This is a genomic window from Arthrobacter sp. UYEF20 (assembly GCF_040546335.1).
In the GTDB taxonomy this organism is placed as follows: domain Bacteria; phylum Actinomycetota; class Actinomycetes; order Actinomycetales; family Micrococcaceae; genus Arthrobacter.
Genome location: NZ_JBEPNP010000023.1, coordinates 21,370 through 40,625, shown reverse-complemented (window position 1 = coordinate 40,625; position 19,256 = coordinate 21,370). Strand labels below are relative to the sequence as shown.

General features: G+C 62.7%; 17 protein-coding genes, 1 pseudogene and 1 other annotated feature. Of the genes and pseudogenes, 8 read left to right on the top strand and 10 right to left on the bottom strand.

The genetic code is table 11. The annotated features are described in order from the left end of the window. Window positions 1-96 precede the first annotated feature (96 nt). The gene (locus ABIB26_RS19935) at window positions 97-312 is read left to right on the top strand and encodes a hypothetical protein (RefSeq protein ID WP_354247149.1); all 216 of its coding nucleotides are present in this window, start codon (window positions 97-99) and stop codon (window positions 310-312) included. After that, on the top strand, window positions 309-971 hold the full coding sequence (locus tag ABIB26_RS19930) for an NADPH-dependent F420 reductase (RefSeq protein WP_354247147.1): 663 nt from the start codon (window positions 309-311) through the stop codon (window positions 969-971). The genes ABIB26_RS19935 and ABIB26_RS19930 overlap by 4 nt, the downstream gene beginning before the upstream one ends. Before the next feature lie 18 nt (window positions 972-989). On the opposite strand, the pseudogene ABIB26_RS19925 reads toward ABIB26_RS19930, so the two are convergent. From ABIB26_RS19925 to ABIB26_RS19915, 3 genes and pseudogenes are all read right to left on the bottom strand, one after another. Then, window positions 990-1,150: pseudogene (locus tag ABIB26_RS19925) on the bottom strand (integrase core domain-containing protein); the annotation flags it as partial. A 220-nt stretch (window positions 1,151-1,370) separates the two neighbouring features. Further along, entirely contained in the window at window positions 1,371-1,898 is a 528-nt protein-coding gene (locus ABIB26_RS19920; protein WP_354247144.1) for a DUF302 domain-containing protein, read from the bottom strand. Between the two features lie 172 nt (window positions 1,899-2,070). After that, window positions 2,071-2,640: a TetR/AcrR family transcriptional regulator gene (locus ABIB26_RS19915; RefSeq protein WP_354247141.1), complete on the bottom strand. Its 570-nt coding sequence runs from the start codon at window positions 2,638-2,640 to the stop codon at window positions 2,071-2,073. A gap of 194 nt (window positions 2,641-2,834) precedes the next feature. Here ABIB26_RS19915 and ABIB26_RS19910 point away from each other — a divergent pair, with 194 nt between their 5' ends. The 3 genes from ABIB26_RS19910 to ABIB26_RS19900 all read left to right on the top strand — a co-directional run bounded on the left by ABIB26_RS19910 (window position 2,835) and on the right by ABIB26_RS19900 (window position 5,637). Then, window positions 2,835-3,650, top strand: coding sequence for an oxidoreductase (locus ABIB26_RS19910; protein WP_354247139.1), 816 nt, complete (start codon window positions 2,835-2,837; stop codon window positions 3,648-3,650). A 238-nt stretch (window positions 3,651-3,888) separates the two neighbouring features. Beyond that, window positions 3,889-4,869, top strand: a complete 981-nt coding sequence (locus ABIB26_RS19905; protein ID WP_354247136.1) for an NAD(P)H-binding protein — start codon at window positions 3,889-3,891, stop codon at window positions 4,867-4,869. 270 nt (window positions 4,870-5,139) lie between these two features. Beyond that, complete coding sequence (locus ABIB26_RS19900) at window positions 5,140-5,637, top strand: GNAT family N-acetyltransferase (protein WP_354247133.1); 498 nt, start codon at window positions 5,140-5,142, stop codon at window positions 5,635-5,637. A gap of 259 nt (window positions 5,638-5,896) precedes the next feature. Here the strand turns inward: ABIB26_RS19900 and ABIB26_RS19895 are convergent, their stop codons facing one another. The 7 genes from ABIB26_RS19895 to ABIB26_RS19865 all read right to left on the bottom strand — a co-directional run bounded on the left by ABIB26_RS19895 (window position 5,897) and on the right by ABIB26_RS19865 (window position 13,816). Beyond that, a complete protein-coding gene (locus ABIB26_RS19895; RefSeq protein WP_354247208.1) occupies window positions 5,897-6,622 on the bottom strand; it encodes an IS3 family transposase in 726 nt (241 codons plus the stop codon). Further along, window positions 6,551-6,685 (bottom strand) — a sequence feature (AL1L pseudoknot). It overlaps the preceding gene by 72 nt. After that, complete coding sequence (locus tag ABIB26_RS19890; protein ID WP_354247130.1) at window positions 6,640-6,954, bottom strand: transposase; 315 nt, start codon at window positions 6,952-6,954, stop codon at window positions 6,640-6,642. Its footprint overlaps the feature before it by 46 nt. A gap of 151 nt (window positions 6,955-7,105) precedes the next feature. After that, complete coding sequence (locus ABIB26_RS19885; RefSeq protein ID WP_354247128.1) at window positions 7,106-7,579, bottom strand: hypothetical protein; 474 nt, start codon at window positions 7,577-7,579, stop codon at window positions 7,106-7,108. Window positions 7,580-7,770: 191 nt separating this feature from the next. Beyond that, window positions 7,771-10,212: an FAD-dependent oxidoreductase gene (locus tag ABIB26_RS19880; RefSeq protein WP_354247125.1), complete on the bottom strand. Its 2,442-nt coding sequence runs from the start codon at window positions 10,210-10,212 to the stop codon at window positions 7,771-7,773. A 300-nt stretch (window positions 10,213-10,512) separates the two neighbouring features. Next, window positions 10,513-11,838 carry a flavin monoamine oxidase family protein gene (locus tag ABIB26_RS19875; RefSeq protein WP_354247122.1) on the bottom strand — a complete coding sequence of 442 codons (1,326 nt, stop codon included), beginning with the start codon at window positions 11,836-11,838 and terminating at the stop codon, window positions 10,513-10,515. Further along, window positions 11,835-12,839 (bottom strand): Ldh family oxidoreductase, encoded by a 1,005-nt coding sequence (locus ABIB26_RS19870; protein WP_354247119.1) that lies wholly within the window; start codon window positions 12,837-12,839, stop codon window positions 11,835-11,837. The genes ABIB26_RS19875 and ABIB26_RS19870 overlap by 4 nt, the downstream gene beginning before the upstream one ends. 98 nt (window positions 12,840-12,937) lie before the next feature. Beyond that, window positions 12,938-13,816, bottom strand: coding sequence for a LysR family transcriptional regulator (locus ABIB26_RS19865; RefSeq protein WP_354247117.1), 879 nt, complete (start codon window positions 13,814-13,816; stop codon window positions 12,938-12,940). Window positions 13,817-13,944: 128 nt separating this feature from the next. On the opposite strand from ABIB26_RS19865, the gene ABIB26_RS19860 reads away from it, so the two are divergent. From ABIB26_RS19860 to ABIB26_RS19850, 3 genes are all read left to right on the top strand, one after another. Beyond that, on the top strand, window positions 13,945-15,105 hold the full coding sequence (locus tag ABIB26_RS19860) for an FAD-dependent oxidoreductase (protein WP_354247114.1): 1,161 nt from the start codon (window positions 13,945-13,947) through the stop codon (window positions 15,103-15,105). Continuing rightward, window positions 15,105-16,358: an allantoate amidohydrolase gene (locus tag ABIB26_RS19855; RefSeq protein WP_354247112.1), complete on the top strand. Its 1,254-nt coding sequence runs from the start codon at window positions 15,105-15,107 to the stop codon at window positions 16,356-16,358. Before ABIB26_RS19860 ends, ABIB26_RS19855 begins: the two co-directional genes overlap by 1 nt. Window positions 16,359-16,591: 233 nt before the next feature. Then, window positions 16,592-19,246 (top strand): aminotransferase class I/II-fold pyridoxal phosphate-dependent enzyme, encoded by a 2,655-nt coding sequence (locus ABIB26_RS19850; RefSeq protein ID WP_354247109.1) that lies wholly within the window; start codon window positions 16,592-16,594, stop codon window positions 19,244-19,246. Window positions 19,247-19,256 lie beyond the last annotated feature (10 nt).

Here is a 19,256-nt window from a genome sequence, read left to right as displayed (position 1 = left end):
CTCAAGACAGGTCCCTGTTGCAACGAGAGGTCCGGCATCGGGCATCACTCGGACCACTTGGATGAGCTGAAGAATTGAGGCAGGTCAATGCCAAGAATGACTGCAGCCATACTCGGGCACCAGCGCACCATGTTGCAGCTGGGAGTCGGATCCGTCCCCCACCGCGACATCCTGCGCGCCATCGAACTACTCGGCACCGAAGTCGCGCCCATCGTGCGGGCCGAAGTGGCACGCCGCGAGCAGCCCACCACCAAGCAGTCCATTGCCGATCCGACCCATGCCGGCAAGCCGGACCTGGAGGCCGCCCGATGACCGGAACCTCACCGCCGCGCCACACCATCGGTATCATCGGCGCAGGCAAGTCCGGTACCGCGATCGCCCGCCGTGCACTGGCTGCCGGTTACGGGGTTCGCATCGCGACTTCCGGTTCCGCGGAGCGCACAGCCCTGGTCACCGGCAACCTCAGCGGGGCCGTCGCGGTCGACAGCGAGCAGGTTGCCGAGGGCGCGGACATCGTCGTACTCGCTGTCCCGCTGCGCTCCTGGCGTACCCTTCCGCCGGATGCCCTCGCGGGCCGGGTCGTGATCGATGTCATGAACTACTGGCCACCCGTGGACGGCACGCTCCCCGAGTTCGAGGACGAACGCCCATCCAGCCTGATCGTGGCTAACGGCCTGCCCGCGTCGGCCCGGCTGGTCAAGACGCTCAACCACATCGGCTACCACGAGATCGAGGAGCTCGCCCGCCCCGCAGACAGCCCCGGCCGGGTCGCCCTCGCAATCGCCGGAGACGACCCGGAAGCGGTCAATGCGGTCGCCCGCTTTATCGACGACCTCGGCTTCGAATCGGTCATCGCCGGCTCCCTCGCCGCCAGCGCACCGCTCCAGCCCGGGTCGGAAATCTTCGGCGCCGACCTGACCCCGCCCGAAATGCGACGCGCCCTCACCCTGCCCGCCAAAACGGCAGCCTAGTTGTACTCAGTCAGTAGGTTAGTTGCACGTGCTGACGGGTGGTTTGCCTCCGAGGCTGCCGTGGGCCGGTGATTGTTGTAGAAGTCCAGCCATGGTTGCAGGGCGTCGGTGCGTGCCTGGTTGGAGGTGAAGGGCTGCCGGTAGGCCCAGCCTTCCTGGAGGGTGCGGTTGAAGCGTTCTGCCAGGGGCGGCGCGGTTTGATCAGGACGTGTTGGGCTCCGGCGATCGTAGATTGCCCTGTCTACTGAGATTCTTGCCAACAAATATTGAGACACGAGAGGCGATCCTGTTCCTTGGGCCGCCGTGAGGAGAATGCTGTAGATTGCGACTTTGGGGAGATGTCCTGACATTCGGACAATGTCACACCACGAGATAACATCCGTTATCGTTCTGAGCTCTTCAGGCTGTTTTAGCTGAGAGCATCCCCGGTGGTAGCCCCAGCGCTGCGAGTAGGTTCTCAACTTTCGTGTCGAGTTCGTGCCCGACCTTCGAAATTTCCTCAATGCCGAAGCTTCCGAAGGGAAGACTTGGTAGGTCTATCGCGAGGACGGCCAGTCCAGTATCGGCCTCTTCGTAGATCTCCACGCGCAACGGGGCATACAGCATGACGGCGGGGTGGTGCCGGTACATCGACTCGGCGATGACCGGATTACCCATTAGGTAGAGCCTGGACCGTAACGTGTCTCCTGCAAGAATCATCCCGTCACTCGGGGCCATTTTCCAAAAGAGGAGGAACCCGTGCGTCGCGATCTGCGCCGTGTGACGTGTGACATCGTCCCAGTCCGACGCCTCGATGAAGATGGACTGCTGCATCGCCGGAACTTCCGCTTCGAACGTTTCGACGAACCGGTCGAAGTCAGTATTGGTTCCTATTGCGAGTCGCTGGCTCTCGAAGTTCGTTGTCTCAATGGTTCTGGTGGTTATCACAGAGCTCTTATCTGATAGTGGTCGCTGCAGAAGTCGGATCGGGTGTCGTGAGGGTGGCTTCCAAGTCTGTCTTCCGCCAAATGATGACCATTTTCCTTAGGAGAAGTCGTGAATTTTTATGCATTGCGGCACCTCCGCTGCGGACAGTAGGTATGGAAGGAGGACCCGCTCCTCATTGCGTCCGTCGCCCGGCGCCGTAGAGCAGGGTGTGAACCACCAGCTCAGCCAGGGCATCGGTGTCGGCTGGCCCTGCGGTGGCCCGCTGCAAGGCCTCGCTCATGAGGGCGTAGTAGACCTGACGGGTCCACTCCAGGTCTTCGGCCGCGTCCAGTAGACCCTCCCGCTGTGCCCTGGCAAGCAGTTCCATGCAGCGCGTGTTGATTCTCTCCCAGATTGACGCAGCGGCGCTGGTTTCCGTCCGGCGGTTCCCGAGTGTAAATTTCCAGGCGTTCTTTGTCTTCAAGACGTTGGCGGTTACCCGATACAGCGCCACCAGTGGCGGGGCTGTATCTGGCCTGCCGTCTTCAACGGCTTCAGCCAACTGCTGGCTTGCAGAAACCGCCAAAGCGTCGATAAGGGCCTGGCGGTTGGCGAATCGGCGATGAACCGTCGTCCTGGCGACTCCGGCGGCGTCGCCGATCTGTTCCATGGAAGCACCCGGATCGAGGCTCAGCACTTGTTCCGCTGCCTCCAGAATTGCCCGTACGCTCCGCTCTGCGTCGGCCCTCAAGGTTCTCGTCACAGTTCACTCCTATCTTCGTCTTTCCCATCCTAGCCGCAACTGCAAAGACACAACTAGTCGCATAAATAGAACATCGCTGTTGCGATTCACCAAATAGTTGCTACACTGGTGATACCGAAGTTCGGGGCGCATTCAGCAAGCACTCGCCCCAGAATTCCACCGTCCCTTCTTTTATCCAGCAGCAGGAGCCAGCAATGACAACAGCACGCCAGCTAGCCCTCGTTACGGGCGCATCCTCAGGGATCGGGAAGGCCGTGGCTACCGCCCTTGCAGGCGCCGGATACGAGGTTGTCGGGACCAGCCGCGCCTCGGCAGGCATCACGCCCGTCCCCGGAGTGACATTCATTGACCTCGACGTCACCAGTGACGACTCCGTAGCAGCTGCAGTCCACGAGGTCATCAACCGTTTCGGAAAGATCGATGTCTTGGTCAACAACGCGGGTATCGGGTCTTCGGGTGCAGCTGAAGAAAGCTCGCTTGACCAGGACCGTCGCGTTTTCGACATCAATGTGTTCGGCGTAATGCGGATGACCAAGGCCGTTCTGCCGCACATGCGAGCCCGGAAAGCGGGGCGGATCGTGAATGTCTCCTCGATCGTCGGCTTCATCCCGCAGCCGTACACGGCCACATACTCCGCGTCAAAGCACGCGATCGAGGGGTACACGGAATCCCTTGACCACGAACTCCGCGAGCATGGTGTCCGCGCCGTCCTGGTCGAGCCGGCCTGGACCAACACCGACTTTGATGCTCACAACCTGCAGGCTGACAAACCCTTGGATGCCTATGCCAAACAGCGGAAAATCTTTACCGAGTACATGGCCGGTGCCGTGAAGGAAGGCTACCCAGCATCAGTAGTTGCCGACGCAGTGGTTGCTGCCGCGCAGGATTCCAAGCCAAGACTCCGCTATGCCGCCGGCTCCCGCGTCCGCCAGGTCAGCATGCTCCGACGCTACGTCCCTGCGTCGGCCTTCGACAGCCAGATCCGCAAGCTGAACCACCTGCCCAGCTAACAAATACGCTTCCCAGCGACCTTTTAAAATGCCACCCCGGCTGGCCGGCACCATCCGGCTGGAACAGGGCCGAAGGCCCTTGTGGAGGCAGCCATCGAGCTCATCGCCTTCGCCCAGGCGGAGCACTTCCTGCACCTCAAGCAGGCCAAGACAGTCGCCAGGCACATCCTTGGCCCTCTGAACATCTGAACATCTGACCCACCCAACCAGACAAACCTCAACGAGACAAAGGACACAAATGACGGAGCGCAATCCCATCCTGATCACCGGCGCGGCCGGCGAAATCGGCGGTGTGAGCAGGACGATGGTCGACATGCTGCTTTTACAAGGGCACCCGGTGCGCGCGTTCGTGCGACAGGACGACGAACGCGCGCACTCGCTCCGCCAGGCCGGGGCTGAGGTCTTCGTCGGTGACCTACTCAACATCGCCGACGTCACCGCCGCACTGAAAGGCTGCCGGCGCATCTACTTCAGCATGAGCCTGTCGCCGTACTACACCGACGCCGTCGCCCTGATGGCCGCCGCGGCGCGGGCCCAGGGCGACATCGAAGTCTTCGTCAACATCTCCGAGTACGAGCAGTGGTTCATGCCGTTCGAGAAAATGACAGCACCAGTCGAAGAACGGCGTTCGTGGCTCGGCGGACTCGTCACGGACTGGTCACCGCAGCAACGGGCCCACTGGGTCGCCGAGCAGGTGCTGGACTGGTCCGGCCTCCCGACCGTCAACGTGCGGGCGGCCATCTTCGTCGAGAACCCCATCCTGACCTGGCTGGCGCTGGAGCCGCTGGGCAATGGCGAACTGCGCCTGCCCTTCGACGCCCAGCGGTTCGCGCCCATCGCCGGTTACGACGTGGCGGAGCTGTGCACAAAGATCCTCCTCGACCCGGCACCACACATCTCGAACTCCTACGAGCTCACCGGTCCCGAACTGAAAGACATGAACGAGTTCGCGGACGACTACGCAGCCGCACTGGGACGTCAGGTCACTTACGTTCCCGAAGATGTAGAAACCTGGAACAAGCAGTACGTGGACAGTGCCCTGGCCGCCTATCCACACATAGCGGAGCACCTAAAGGCCCTGACCCGGCTGGTCGCCGGCGGACGCTACGGCGCCGCTGGCGTCAGCGAACAGCTGGAAACCCTCCTCGGGCGCCCGCCGAAAACCCTGCGGTGGGCGCTGGAGAACCATCCCCGCATCCGGAAGCTGGCATCTGCCTGAGCCGCTGGGCGGCCCAGAGCAGAACAATGACCCCGTAGTGGAGTCCCCGCGCTGGGGACTCCAATACGGGGTGTCCGCGGTCCAGCCGCACTCCCTCTTCCAGGGCCCGGCGGCGCCGTAGTCGCTGTCCCAGGGACAGCCGATGTGGATCCGCCGACGCCGTTCCCGGTGCCTACGGCCTAAGCTTGACAGGGCACTAAACAGAAGAGCGCCCAGAAAGCTCATGCTCAAAGAAGGAATTGCGATCAGGCTAAGCCGAAGGAGGGTGTCGTGTCGGCTGAGAAGTTGGCTCTGAATCTCGAAGAAGTGCGTTTTGAGGATCCGCGGGCTGCCCGATTACGGGATCTGCTGAACAAGGAACTCCTCGCCCGGTACGCCACGGCGGAAGAGCCCACCCTTTCGGCTGCCGTCAGGTCTGCATTAAGCGTCCCGGCTGGAGACTTTGTCGCGAATGTCCTCGTTGTTACCTCCTTCGGGCAGGCGATAGGGCATGGGGCACTTCGCCTGCTGGAAGGGGAGTGGGAAGTCAAGCGTGTCATCGTTGACCCAGCAGCGCGTGGCCTCGGAGCGGCGACTCAACTCATGGCCGGACTGGAGCAGATCGCAGCTGCGGCTGGCGCCAGGCGGGTCATTCTTCAAACCGGCGGCAAACAACCAGAAGCAGAGGCCCTGTACCGGAAGATCGGCTACAGACAAATACCGGCCTATCCGCCCTACGACACCGCGATACCGTCGTCAGTCTGCTTCGAGAAGGAACTTGAGGTTTGAGTCCCGGCAACGTCAGCCTGTCGTTCCTCGTCGAGGGCAAAACGTGACGATGAGTGCGGCGGTTGTGAGCTGCCGCGGAGATTTAGGCCAGCGGAATTAGTGGATTCTTCTACGCTGCCAGGGTTGGCCGTTGATAACCATAGTGGATTTCGTTAGGGCGACGGTAGCCGAGCGCGGAGTGACGGCGCCGGCTGTTGTTAAACCCCTCGATGTAGCGGATGACGTCGGACCGGGCTTGTGATTTAGACGCGCTCGTTTTTCAGGGCTGAGAAGAACGATTCTGCCATGCTGTTGTCCCAGGCACACGCCGGTGCGTCCCATCGACAGACCGGTCACCAAGGCCCTGAAATCGGTCGAGGTGTTGCGACGACCACTTGAATTCGCCCTGGGAGCCGGCGTCGCTGTGATGGACCATGCCCTTGCGTACTGGCGTTCCGGCCTGGTCCCGGTGCCAGAGCGCCATTTTCAGGGTGGTGAGCACCATGTCCGTGTCTTTGATGCCGGAGGTGTGCCAGCCCACGATCGCTCGGGAGAAGACATCGATGGCGAAGGCCACATAGACGAATCCGGACCACGTCCTGACGTAGGTGAAGTCTGTGACCCACACGGCGTTTGGCCGGGCCGCGGTGAAGTCACGGTTGAGTAGATCCGGGGCCCTTTGGGAGTCCTTCGGGGCTGCTCCGGCTTTGGGTTTCCGGCCACGGATCAGGCCGTTCATGGCTTCTTGGCGCATGAGCCGGTCTACAGTGCATCTGGCGACGTCATGGCCTTCACGGCGCGGCCAGGCGGTCATTTTCCACCGTCCGTACAGGGATTCCAGCGTCTCAGCCGTGTCCTTTAGCGCGTTGACGATGGCGGCGTCTGTGACGGTCCGGGCGGCGGGTGCTTTGGCTTTCCAGGACCGGTAGGTCCGCGGGGCGACCTGCACGACCTGCTCACGCAGGACCTTGCAGGCCGGCTCGACCCCGTAGCCATCAGCACGCAGTTCGTCGATGAATCCGGCTATTTGCGGCGGCGAGGGTCGAGCTCCCTCGCGAAGAAAATCGAGGCCTTCTTCAGGATCTCGTTTGCCTCCCGCAGCTCACGGTTTTCCCGTTCCAGCTCCCTGATCCGGGCCTGATCGGCACTGCTGACGCCGGGGCGTTGGTCCGCGTCGACCTGGGCCTGGAGAACCCACCGGCGCAGGGACTCCCTACCGATGTTCAGCTTCGGGCCGATGGCAGAGCAGGCGGCAAAAACGGAGTCGTACTCACCGAGGTGGTCCAGGACCATCCGCACGGCACGCTCACGCTGATCCTGGGGGTATCGCTTGGGCATAATCGCAATCCTTCACAAAAAAGGAAGCGGCATCAAACTCGGCACGGTTCATGGATCCCGTCGATCGTCTGGCGTCGCTGTCTTCGCGGAAGGAAATCCGTGAGCAGGCTTTCTTTCCTGCTTGTTCCGGTGCATTCATATTCGTAGACTGCTATTTCTGCGGCAACCCAGGTTGCAGCAGTTGGAGCCGCTCAGAGAAACGCGTTGGTCCCCAAAATTCGGACAATGACCACTCTGCTATCTCCGGGTCTATGCCAACGCGAGGATTGCACTCAACTTGTACTGTCTCATCCCATGGAACAATGGTGATCCGTGCGGCATCCGCTCGCCCATTCCGGAGAACGCGGTCCCCCCACTGCAAGTGGGGTGTGAAGTTGTACTTCCCGCGACCGCCTTTGATTGCGAAGACGGGTTCAAGTTCCACCAGGCGCGATGTGCCATCCACGAGGTTTCGGTGCCTGTCGATTCTGGCTAGGCGATTGATCCAGCCAAGGAAGTTAGCATCTGGGTCGCTGTTGAACGGCTGCATTTGCAGCAGCATCTCCTGATGCGGCGGCGCAAGCTCTTTGATGCGCCAAAGATTTCGCTTCCAAGCGCCGGCATCATCGTAAATGGGGTACTGCAAGGCTTCCTCCCTGGGAGGCGGAATTGAGCCGGCCGTGTAACACACCTGCCCTACTCTGGGCGGGCTATCGCGGCCCACGGCCATTTTTGAAAGATAGGCAGGCCGCGACTGCGCCCGAACGCCGTTCCCAAGACTGAGCAGCAAGTCGTGGCGCAACGCCCCACCTATGCCGCGGTGCAGCGACTTGTCTCTTAGCGGGTACGATCGATGCACGCTGCCCAACGCTGGTCGAGGTGTGAAATCTCCACCTCAGCGCCCGCCGCCGCGGCTTCCGGGTCGACCCAGGCGAACGCGAGGAAATGACCTGAGGCGGGTTCCTCGGCGGAACTTGTGACGAACCCGACGACAGAGCCGTCCTTCGATACCGGTTCGCCCGTTACGACGGCGTGGAGATCGCTGCGCATTCTCAGGCGCACGAGCAATCGGTGTCCAGGACGTGCGCCCTCACCGGTGGAAGGACCGGCAAGGCCAGCTTCAAAGGCATTGTCCCGGGGGCCGTACTCAACACCGAATGCAGGTACTCCGTTGGCGATCCGCAGCGCGGTAAATGCTTCGTCGCCGACGAGACCAATCCCATGCTGTGCACCCGCTTCAACGAGGAGATCCCAGAGGTACAGGCCATGCTCTGTGGCCGCATACAGTGTCCAGCCGCCCGCACCTGCGGCGGTTTCTGCGACGACGCGGACCGGAACGCCTCCGACGTCGAGCACTGGCGCCTCAGGTGAGTGGGCCGCGGGCGCGGCACCTCGCGTGACCGAACCGAGAACTGTTGCTGCATCCGGACCTATCAGCGCCAACGCGGTTGTTGCTGACGACAGATCGGAAACGGTGACCGTGTCAGAGTGCGAAGTCTCCCGGCGAAGGTGCCAGACGTCCTCGGGGCTGCTGCCGATGACGAAATATGAGTCATCGGCGGTTCGCACGAGTGTCAGATCGGCCGCGATACCCCCGTACGGACTCTTCAGGAAGGCGTGTCCTGAACAGTTGACCTGCAAGGCCACATGTGAGCCGAGGAGTTCATACAGGTGTTTCCCGGCATTGTTGCCGCGGACTTCGAAGACGCTGACCGCTCCCCTGTCGACGAGCCCAACACCGTTTGCAGCCTGGCGCGCCTCGGCAGAAATGGTGGGAGACCATCCGTACGTCCCCCAAGCATCCCTCGGCACCGATGGTAGATTCGCCTTGGTACTGCCGTACCACAGGGGACGCTCCCAGCCACCCTGTGAGGTCCCGAACTCTGCTTTCAGGGCTTCCTGCCGAACATAGAAGGGCGTCGTGGCGAACTTCCTCAGTTGCTTCGTCCGCTTGCGCGGGTGGCTGACGTCGTAGACCTCGTCGTAGTTCTCGCTGGCCCGCGCGATGCTGACGCTACGCGTCAGGTGCGCTTGATCGAAGCGACGGAAGTCGAGGCTCGTCGTGTCAATGCCGGGATCTCCGGTCACAATCCAGTCAGCCAGGACGTTGGCCACGCCTGCAGATTGGGTCAGCCACACGGACTCGCCCAGCCAAAGTCCCCTGATGCCCGGAACCTCCCCGAGGAGCGGGTTGCCGTCCGGAGTGAACGAGAAGATTCCGTTGTATCCCTCTGCTGGTTCGCAACTGTTAGCATCCGGGAACAGCCGCTTGACTTCCGTCCACCCGTCCTTGAGATCGTTCCACGTCAAAGGATGGATGGCGGGTTCGATCTGCGTTTGGGCAAAGTCCTCAGGACTGGCGATCTCGTCCTGGTCCACGGGGATAACACGATGCTCATACGTGCCCCACACAAGCCGCTCACCCATTTGGCGGAAGTAGGAACCAGTGGCCTGGTGCCGCACCATGGGTCGGTCAATCTCGACATCGTCGCTGAAGCCGGCAAGCGACGGAAGGGCATTGGTGGATGAGGAACAGTGCTCCATGGGAACCATGGGAAGCTCCAGGCCCAAAAGTTTGCCGAGGCCCGGGCCCCACAACCCGGCACAAACGACGACGACATCGGCTTCCAGGAATGACGTCCCGTCTGGAAGCTGGTCACCCTTGGAGGGGTTGCCCGGCACAGGCGGTGTGGGTCGGACGTCGACGCCGGTCACCCGCCCACGTTCTACACGGAACCCTGTGACCTCGGTAAGGCCATAAAAACGTGCCCCGTTCGCCATGGCACGACGGGCCTGCCACTCCACGGCACGTACGGCCTTGACCACTCCGTCTGTTGGAGTGTGCAATCCGCCGAGCACGGCGGAAGTGTCGAGACCCGGGAACAGCTCCCCACACGCGACAGGAGACACCAGCCGGGAGGGAACGCCCCATGACTGCGCGAGGTTGTGCCGGCGATGCAGGTACTCCAGCCGTTCCCCGTCACAAGCCAGTTCGAGGCCGCCCACCCTCTTGAGGATCCACTGGCCATCCAACGTCAGCCCGTCCAGCTTGTCGAGTGTCCGCCGGGCCAGTTCGGACATCACCGATGAACCCGTCGTCTGGAACGCGAAACCAGGGGCATGGGATGAGGAGCCACCGGTCCGGTAGAGGGGACCTTGGTCCACCACTGTTACGGACTTCATGCCGTGCCGGGTCAGATCGTCGGCCAGCGCGGCACCAACCACGCCGGCGCCAATGATGAGGATACGGGTGTCTGCGTCAATTCGGGTGGGGGCCACGTTATCTCCCTAGCGGTCATAGACGTCCACGTCTCACGTCAAAGTGTCGAGTTGGCTTCGGGGGTCGCTCATAGGGGGCGCCCTTAGCGGGGAAGCAAGAATTTGGTCACCGTCATCGAGGTTCAAAACACCTCGTAGAAACTCGGCTGAATCACAGTATAGATGAGATATGTGATCACAACTAGTCCTTTTTCAGTGATTCTTTTGGGACATTTGCAGCTGCAACGAGGCACCCTAAACGCAGGAAACGCAGCCCCTGAGGTCTGCGCCTCGCCACGGACGGACTTGCCTGATCCGGCGTCAGGCCATCGCCAACAAATCTGCCCGCAACACCTGCGCCACACGGCGGGCTTCCCCGTACGCACCGTGCGAACCTGCCGTTTCCGAGGTGTAGTCCCCCGCGAAATGCAGATTGCCAATACTGCGTTGGAGGTCGGGCAAGGCGTCGTTGCGGTTCGGGGACAGCACGGAAAAGCAGTGCTCCCAGGTAGCGGCCACTGACCCCACAATCCGGTCTTGGAGCTCCGGAGCGACCTCCAGGAAGTCTTCAATCCACTGCTGGATCTGCTGTCCGTCGCTTTCGATTCCCGGGATGAATCCTGCCGAGTTTCCGTAGCACGTAAACCTGACGATTCCGTCGCCCGGCAGAACGCCGGGCTGCGGATTGATGATGGCGTCAAACTTCTTGCCGACGGTCGAGATGAAGGACCAGTCCACGAACTTCGGCAGGCCCTCTACGTTGGCGGCAATGGTGAGCGTCGTGCTGCCCGGCGTCTCAGCGGCCTGTAGGGCCTGATTCTTCCAGCCGGGAAGGGCACCACAAATGCCTGCCACCTGCGGAGCCGGCACCGTCACCACAACGTGGCGGGCCAGAAATACCCGCTGATGCTCCCCGTCACCGGCAGTGACTTCAAGCAGGTCCCCCCGTTCCCGCACGACGTGGACGCGGATTCCCGTAGCAATCGAGGTCCGGGCGCCAACATTGGCGGCGAGTGCGCGCGGAAGGGCCTGCATGCCGTTAACGGGATAGAGGCGGTTGTCGCGTTCGTGGGCGATGTAACTGGCGAGATAGCGGAGAGCGTATTTGGCCGACAATTGGGCAGCCTCTCCTACCGAACCGCCCCGGACGGCTGACTCAATGATGCTCCGGGCGGGTCCCGGGAGCCCTTCCAGCCTGGCGGCCACGGTTTCATGCTCCAGCGCCGCGGCTTGGTCGGTGATGTTTCCCCCCGACACATTTGCCCTGTATTCGCGCGCCAGTCCTTCCATGAAATCGACCAGCGCGTCCCTGGACTCAGGAGCCAGCGGGAGATGTTCGACGACTTCGGAAGTGGACCCCGCAACGGAAGTAACGCCGTCGATATGCACGCCATAAGTAGCCGGATGGAACGGTACGGTCTCCTGACCCAGTTCCTTCGCGAGCGCTTCGGCGCGCGTTCCGCGATAGATGAACATGGCACCCGTGTTGACGGTGGCGCCGGCCAGGTGGACGCTCCGCGTCCGTCCGCCAATGTCGTCGCCGGCCTCCAACACCTGAATGTCAAGATCCAGGTCGCGGAGATCGTACGCGAGGGCCAGCCCCGCCGGTCCGGCCCCAACCACCACGACATCGTGCAATTCGTTCATGCTTGTCCCAACTTTCTGTTCGTGTTTTTCTGCGCAGCGGACTGAAGCCGTTCGAACTGCCCGCTGTCGATCTCCAATACGCCTTGGCCTGCTGTTCCCTCTGGGCGCCGTCCCGGAATCCTTACCTGGTAGTCCCGGGATAGCCGGTCCAAATGTGCGCCGAGCCTTTGCGGGAAGGCGGCATCAGCGAAGCGCGGATTGATAGCCAGGATGGTCATGCCAATTTCAGGGCTTGCACTTCCTTCGGTGAAGGGCGGCGCGTCAACGGACCAGAGTCCGCCAGCCAGCCCGGCCAGCACCTCTGCAACTAGTGCCATGTTGGCGCCTTTATGGCCTCCGTACGGCAAAAGGGACCCTTCGAGGGCGGCACTGGCGTCCGTGGTCGGCTCGCCTCGGGAGTCGACAGCCCATCCGGCTGGTATTTCTTTTCCGGCCGCCGCCGCCTCGCGGACGGCTACGAAGGCTGTTTCACTTGATGCCTGGTCGACGAGGAACGGTTCCTGCGCGCCGGTGGGGGCGGCGAAAGATATTGGGTTTGTGCCCAGAACCCGACCCCCGCTGGACCCCACTGCCATCAAGGCGGGGGAATTTGCCGCGGCGAAAGCGACCAGTCCGGCTTCGGCCAGCCGGTCCGTGAAGTATCCGAGCTCGCCGCAAGTGTAGGAATTGTGCTGCATGAAGACGGCGCAGCCATGGACGCCTGCCACGTCCAAGAGGGTGTCGAAGGCCTGGAGAAAACCGGCGTGAGGGATGCCCCCGCGGGCGTCGCAGCTGATGATTGCTCCCCGGACTAAAATCCTGGGGACTGCCATTCCGTCAATCGCGCCCGATTCCAGCGCAGCAAGGTAGTCAAAGAGGTGCGCGACACCCACAGAGGGGCGTCCGCGCAACTCTGCGTGGACGATGGCATCGGCGAGGGCTGAAGCGGCAGCTTCAGCAGCACCGGCTTCCAGCGCGGCCTGACGGCACAAGCGTTCGAGGACGGCGGTTGGCTGGATCATGGACGTCCTCTGGGGTCGGGAAGCGCCCGCAGCCGAAGCAGGGCGGCGGTGGTAGCAGTCCGCTCAGATTACGACTGGGATATGTGATCACACAAGAGCTATTCTGGAATCTCTCCCTTGAGGCACCGGATGAAATCATCCACGGCCGGCGAATGACCAAAGGCCCGGGCCACGTGGAGCTCCGTCTGTGGCCTGCCGACAAAGCGCCGCGTGGTAACTCCCGGCATCTGGAACCGCTGCACGGACTCCGGGAGGACGGAGATCCCCAAGCCTGCGGCGACGAGTCCCAGAACAGTTTCCTGGTGAATGGCCTGCTGCACAATGATCGGCGGCGTGGGGAGCGGGTCGAAGAGTCGGAGGACCCGTGCCACGAAGCCCGGCATCAGGCGGTACGGAAAGAGGATCATGGGTTCCCCCTCGAGATCCCGGGGGCGGATTTCCTCCACGGCCGCCAGATGGTGTGTATCGGGAAGGACCACCACCAGGTCTTCTGTGCTCAGGAGTTCAAGGTTCAGTCCGGGGATGTCGCCCGGATCCCGGATGAGGCCAAGGTCAAGGTTCCCGTCCAACAACTGCTCAATCTGCTCCCCGCTGGTGAGCGGATTCAGGACCAGGTCTATGCGCGGACGCTGTTGGCGAAAGGCCCGGATGGCTTCCGGAACGGTGGTGTAGCTCGCGGAGCTGACGAATCCCACCCTGATCCTGCCGCTCTTGCCTGCAGCGACATCGGCAACATCCCCGGCCGCGTCGTCGAGGTCCGAAACGGCGGCCTGGACTCGCTCCTTGAAGGCCTGACCGGCCGCAGTCAAGGCCACGCGACGGGTGGTGCGGTCAAAGAGCTGGACACCAAGCTCGCGCTCCAACTTCCTGACGGCGACGGTCAGTGGCGGCTGGGTGAGGTGCAGGCGTTCTGCGGCCCGGCCGAAGTGCAGCTCGTCTGCGACGACGAGGAAGTACCGAAGCTGCCGGAGTTCCATGGGGATTCTTTCGATTGACGCTAATAATTGCTAGTCAAATGATATTGGACTGGATGCATTTGCGGGTGAGTTACTGGATGTAGAGCGGGCATCCCCCAGTTGCCCATCCCGCGCCTAAGGAGCCATCCATGGAATCGACCGAATACGCCGTCGTCGGCGCAGGGCTGTCTGGAGCTGCCACTGCCTGGCACCTCGCCGCCCGCGGCCACGACGTTGCCTTGCTCGAACGTTCAACCCCTGCGAACGATGCCGGCAGCTCCCATGGCTCAGCCCGGATCTTCCGTTACGCCTATCCGGAGGAGTTTTACACCGCCCTCGTCCAGGAAGCGAAGGTTGGGTGGGACGAGCTGGCCCGTCTCAGCGGCAAACAGCTCATCACCCCCACCGGCGCCGTGGACTACGGGGCGATCCGCCAGCCAGAACGCCTGGCCGCTGTGCTGGCGGCGCGCGGCATTGACCACGAACTTCTCAGCCCGGAAGAGGCCAACCGTCGGTGGCCCCAAATCGCCTTTGATACCCAGGTGCTCTGGCACCCGGACGCCGGTGTCATCGACGCCCACGAATCCGTCGCTTCCATGGTTGACCAGGCCGTGGCGCACGGCGCGGAACTCCACAACAACTGGGCTGTCGCCTCAATCGTGGCATCGAACGGCGGCTACGTACTGACCTCCGAAGAGGGCAGGTCCCTGCACGCCGCCAACGTCATCGTCGCCGCCGGCGGCTGGCTCCCCCGGCTCCTGGGATCGCTGTCGCTGCCATCATCGTTCCTGTCCGCCATGCCCTCGATCGAGGTGCGCCAGGAACAGGCCTACCACTTCCCCTACACGGACAACACGGACCACAACTCTTCGCCGTGGCCGACCTTCATTCATAAGCGCTCGGGCTGGCAGGCTTACGGCCTGCCGGGCGGCCGGGATGCCGGCTTCCGCGGACAGAAAGTCGCCGAATACAACGGCGGGAAGATCCTGCCATCCGCCGCAGAACAGGACGGACGGATCGATCCCGGGAACCGCCGTCGAGTCATCGAGTACGTCGAACAGTACTTGCCTGGCCTGGTCCCGGAACCATACGCCGAAACCACATGCCTATTCACCAACACCCCCAGCGAGGACTTCATCATCGACCGCGTCGACGGCATCACCATCCTCTCCCCCTGCTCGGGGCACGGCGCCAAGTTTGCCCCGCTGATCGGTCAGCTCGCCGCGGACCTGGCCACAGGCGCAGGAGCCGTCCCGGATCAGTTCCGGATCGCAGCCCAGGCCGGGCACGCAGCATCGGCGGCCCGCTAATGGCGCACGGCACCGAAACCACTCCCCTGCACCAGGCGCTGCCAGCAACGGTGACCGGGCTGTTGTCCGACATCGCAGGCACCGGCACCGACGCGCTCCGCGGCGGCTACACACGGCCCGTGTACTCCACCGCCGAGCTGGACCTGCGCAACTGGTTCGTCGAACAGGCCTCGAAGCGCGGTCTGGCCGTGGAAACGGATCGCAATGGCGCCATCTGGGCCTGGTGGGATGTGCCCGGCGGAGACCGCGGCAACAGCTTGGTCACCGGAAGCCACCTCGACTCGGTGCCTGGCGGCGGGGCCTTCGACGGTCCCCTCGGCGTGGCCTCCGCGTTGGTGGCAGTCGACATCCTCAAGGCACGGATGACCACACCCACGCGCCCGCTGGCAGTTGTCGTGTTCCCGGAAGAGGAAGGATCGAGGTTCGGTGTCGCGTGCCTGGGCTCACGGCTGATGACCGGCGCCATTGATCCCGACAAGGCCCGAAACCTTCGGGATCCCGACGGCTCAACCTTCGCGGACATCGCACAGGCAAACGGCCTCGATCCCCGTTTCGTTGGCCGGGACGAAAAACTCCTTAGCCAAATCGGCGCCTTCGTTGAACTGCACGTTGAGCAGGGCCGCGGCCTGATCGACCTCGACCAGCCCATAGCGATTGCTTCGTCCATCCTCGGACACGGACGCTGGCGCCTGAGCGTCCACGGGCAAGGCAACCACGCCGGAACAACGCTGATGGCCGACCGGCATGACCCCATGGTGTCGGCCTCCAGGATGGTGGTGGCCATCCGCGACATCGCCCGGAACCAGGCCCACGCCCGGGCGACGGTCGGACGGCTCCAGCCCGTGCCTGGCGGGACCAACGTCATCGCCTCGCGTGTTGACTTCTGGCTGGACGTCCGGCACCCCGACGACGCCGTGACAGCTGCCCTCGTGGAGCGCATCCACGGACAGGCCCAGGTCATTGCAGCCGAGGAAGGCTGCGGCGTCGAGCTCCGGGAGGAGTCGCTGAGCCGCACCGTTCATTTCGATCCCGGACTGCAGAAGAAACTCCAACTCGCCCTGCCGCAGGCCCCCGTCCTGGACACCGGAGCCGGCCATGACGCCGGCGTCCTGGCGCCCTACGTTCCAACAGCCATGGTCTTTGTCCGTAACCCGAGCGGCGTGTCCCACTCCCCTGAAGAACACGTGGTCGACGAGGATGCCGAAACCGGGGCACGAACCCTGGCTGATGCCCTTCACGCACTAATGGCCTAACTGCATATGAGCACCCGCGTCGACCTGTTCGGCGCGGGTGCTCTCCTGTTGCCTTATAGCCTCCCTTTCTTTCCCTTTTCTCCACTCGTTACCACGGGAGCCCGGGCATCGCGTTGTCAACAAAGACAACGTCAAGGCTCCCCAAAAGTAAAGGAATACAGTTGAATCCGGCTGCACCAGACCTGTACACCGTCGACGGCACCAGCGAAACAAAAACCCACAATGTGTGGCGAATGCGTGAAGACCTATGGGAATACCTGACGTACACGGCAGAGAAGATGGGCAGCGACCTCTCCCCTGAAACAAGCCTCCGTCTCAGCGAGGACATCCTTCGTGTCCTTGACCGCCTGGAGCTGGTGGAGGGCCACTGGGCCAACCCGGGACTCGCTGCCATTGACGAACTCCGAACCCTCACGGAAGAAGGCGATTTTCCCGCATTGGGCGAGGCCGTTGAGCGCATCAAGCAGCGGCGCCGATTGCCGTCACCCGCCGGCGGCTCACGGCCCCCAGATAATGACTCCACGGGAACTGCAGACAGCCGGCCCCGTTTTGAAGTCCTGCTGGTGGACGACTGCACCCCGGCGGACGGTGCCGCCTTCGTCCGGGAAATGCTGCGCCAAAGACGCCCCCAGGATCCCTTTGTCTACGAGATCAACATCGTTCCCAGCTATGAAGATGCAGTTGCTGCGCTGTTGTTGAACACCGATATCCAGGCCTGTGTCATCCGGCCCGGTTTCATGACCCGCTCGCGGCGGCCCTTGGAGCAGGACATCCGCGACTTTGTTTCGGCCAACGGCCCGCGGGACCTGGATCCCGCCCGCCCCATCCAGAGAATACTCATACTTGCCGAAAAGGCCGCCGAATTACGTCCGAGCCTGGATCTCTACCTGGTAGCGGGCGTGTCCATTGAGAAGCTGGGCGGTTCCCTCACCAGCCGCTTCAGCAGGATCTTCCTGCGCGCGGACAGCCTGGAAATGCACCTGTCCATTCTGCGAGGCGTCGGCGAACGCTACGAAACGCCGTTCTTCACTGCCATCCAAAACCACAGCAGACGGCCCGGCGGAGTCTTCCATGCACTACCCGTGTCCCGGGGCGGATCCGTGTCCAACTCGAAATGGATCAAGGACATGGAGGAGTTCTACGGCCTGAACCTGCTGCTGGCTGAAACTTCGGCGACGTCGGGCGGTCTGGATTCACTGCTGGACCCTCACGGATCGATCCGGGACGCGCAGCGCCTGGCCGCAAGGGCCTTCGGCGCCCGTCAAACGTTCTTTGTCACCAACGGCACCTCCACCGCAAACAAAATCGTCCACCAGGCGATGTTGGCACCAGCCGACGTCGTCCTCGTTGACCGGAACTGCCACAAGTCCCACCACTACGCCCTGCTCCTGGCCGGCGCCAAAGTGGCCTACCTTGAGGCCTACTCCATGAACGAGTTTTCACTCTACGGCGGCGTGCCCCTGTCCCGGATCAAGAAGATGCTGCTGGACTACCGCGCGGCCGGGCGCCTCAACGAAGTAAAGATGCTGGCCCTGACCAACTGCACCTTCGATGGCATCGTCTACGACGTCGAACGCGTCATGGAAGAGTGCCTGGCCATCAAGCCCGATCTGGTCTTTCTATGGGACGAAGCCTGGTTCGCCTTCGCCGGGTTCCATCCGATCTATCGCCGCCGCACCGCGATGGCCGCCAGCCAGACACTGGAACGTCGGTTCCGCGACCCCGCAGCACGGGAACGGTTCGCAGCCCAAGCCGCAGAACTCTACGACCCCGAAACGGGCGAACCTAAGAACGACGAACTGTGGCTGGACACCCGGCTGGTGCCGGACCCGGACAAAGCCAGGATCCGCGTCTACGCAACGCAGTCAACGCACAAGACTCTGACCTCCCTGCGTCAGGGCTCCATGATCCACGTCTACGATCAGGACTTCGCCCGCCTGAGCGAAGAAGCCTTCCGCGAGGCCTACATGACCCACACCTCCACGTCCCCTAACTACCAGATCCTGGCTTCACTGGACATCGGGCGCCGGCAGGCCGAACTCGAAGGCTGCGAACTGGTGCAGAAGCAGGCAGACCTCGCCGTGAGCGTCGCCACTGCGATCGACCAGCATCCGCTGCTGCGAAAGTACTTCCGCATCCTGAACACCCAGGAGCTGGTTCCGGAGGAATTCCGTGAGACCGACTCCCCGATGCCCTTGGTGGACGGCCTGGCATGCATGGCCGAGTCCTGGCAGAACGATGAGTTCGTGGTCGATCCGAGCCGACTGACCATGTACATCGGGGCAACGGGCGTGGACGGCGATACCTTCAAACACCAACACCTCATGGACGGACACGGGATCCAGGTCAACAAAACCTCCCGGAACAGCGTCCTGTTCATGACCAACATCGGGACTTCGCGCAGTTCAGTGGCCTACCTGATCGAGGTGCTGGTCAAACTCGCCGAGTCCTTCGATTCCACCGCGGAGTCACGGAGTCCCCGCGCGAGGATGGCGCACAGCCGGATGGTCTCCCGGCTCACCAAGGGAGCACCACCGCTGCCGGACTTCAGCAGCTTCGCCACACGGTTCCGGACAGACGAGTCCCTGCCGGACGGATGTATTCGCACGGCATACTTTGAAACCTACAAGCCGGATGCCTGCGAGTACCTGACGGACGCCGGGGTCCGCCAACGGATCTCCCAAGGACACGAGGTCATCTCCGCGGCCTTCGTGACACCCTATCCTCCAGGCTTCCCGGTCCTTGTGCCGGGACAACTCATCACCCCGAACGTGCTGGACTTCATGGCTGCCCTGGACACGCGGGAGATTCATGGCTATGACAAGGAGCATGGCTACCGTGTGTTGCGCGCCAGCGACGCAGCCGGCGTAACCGAGGCTTCCCCCTAACACCCGGGCA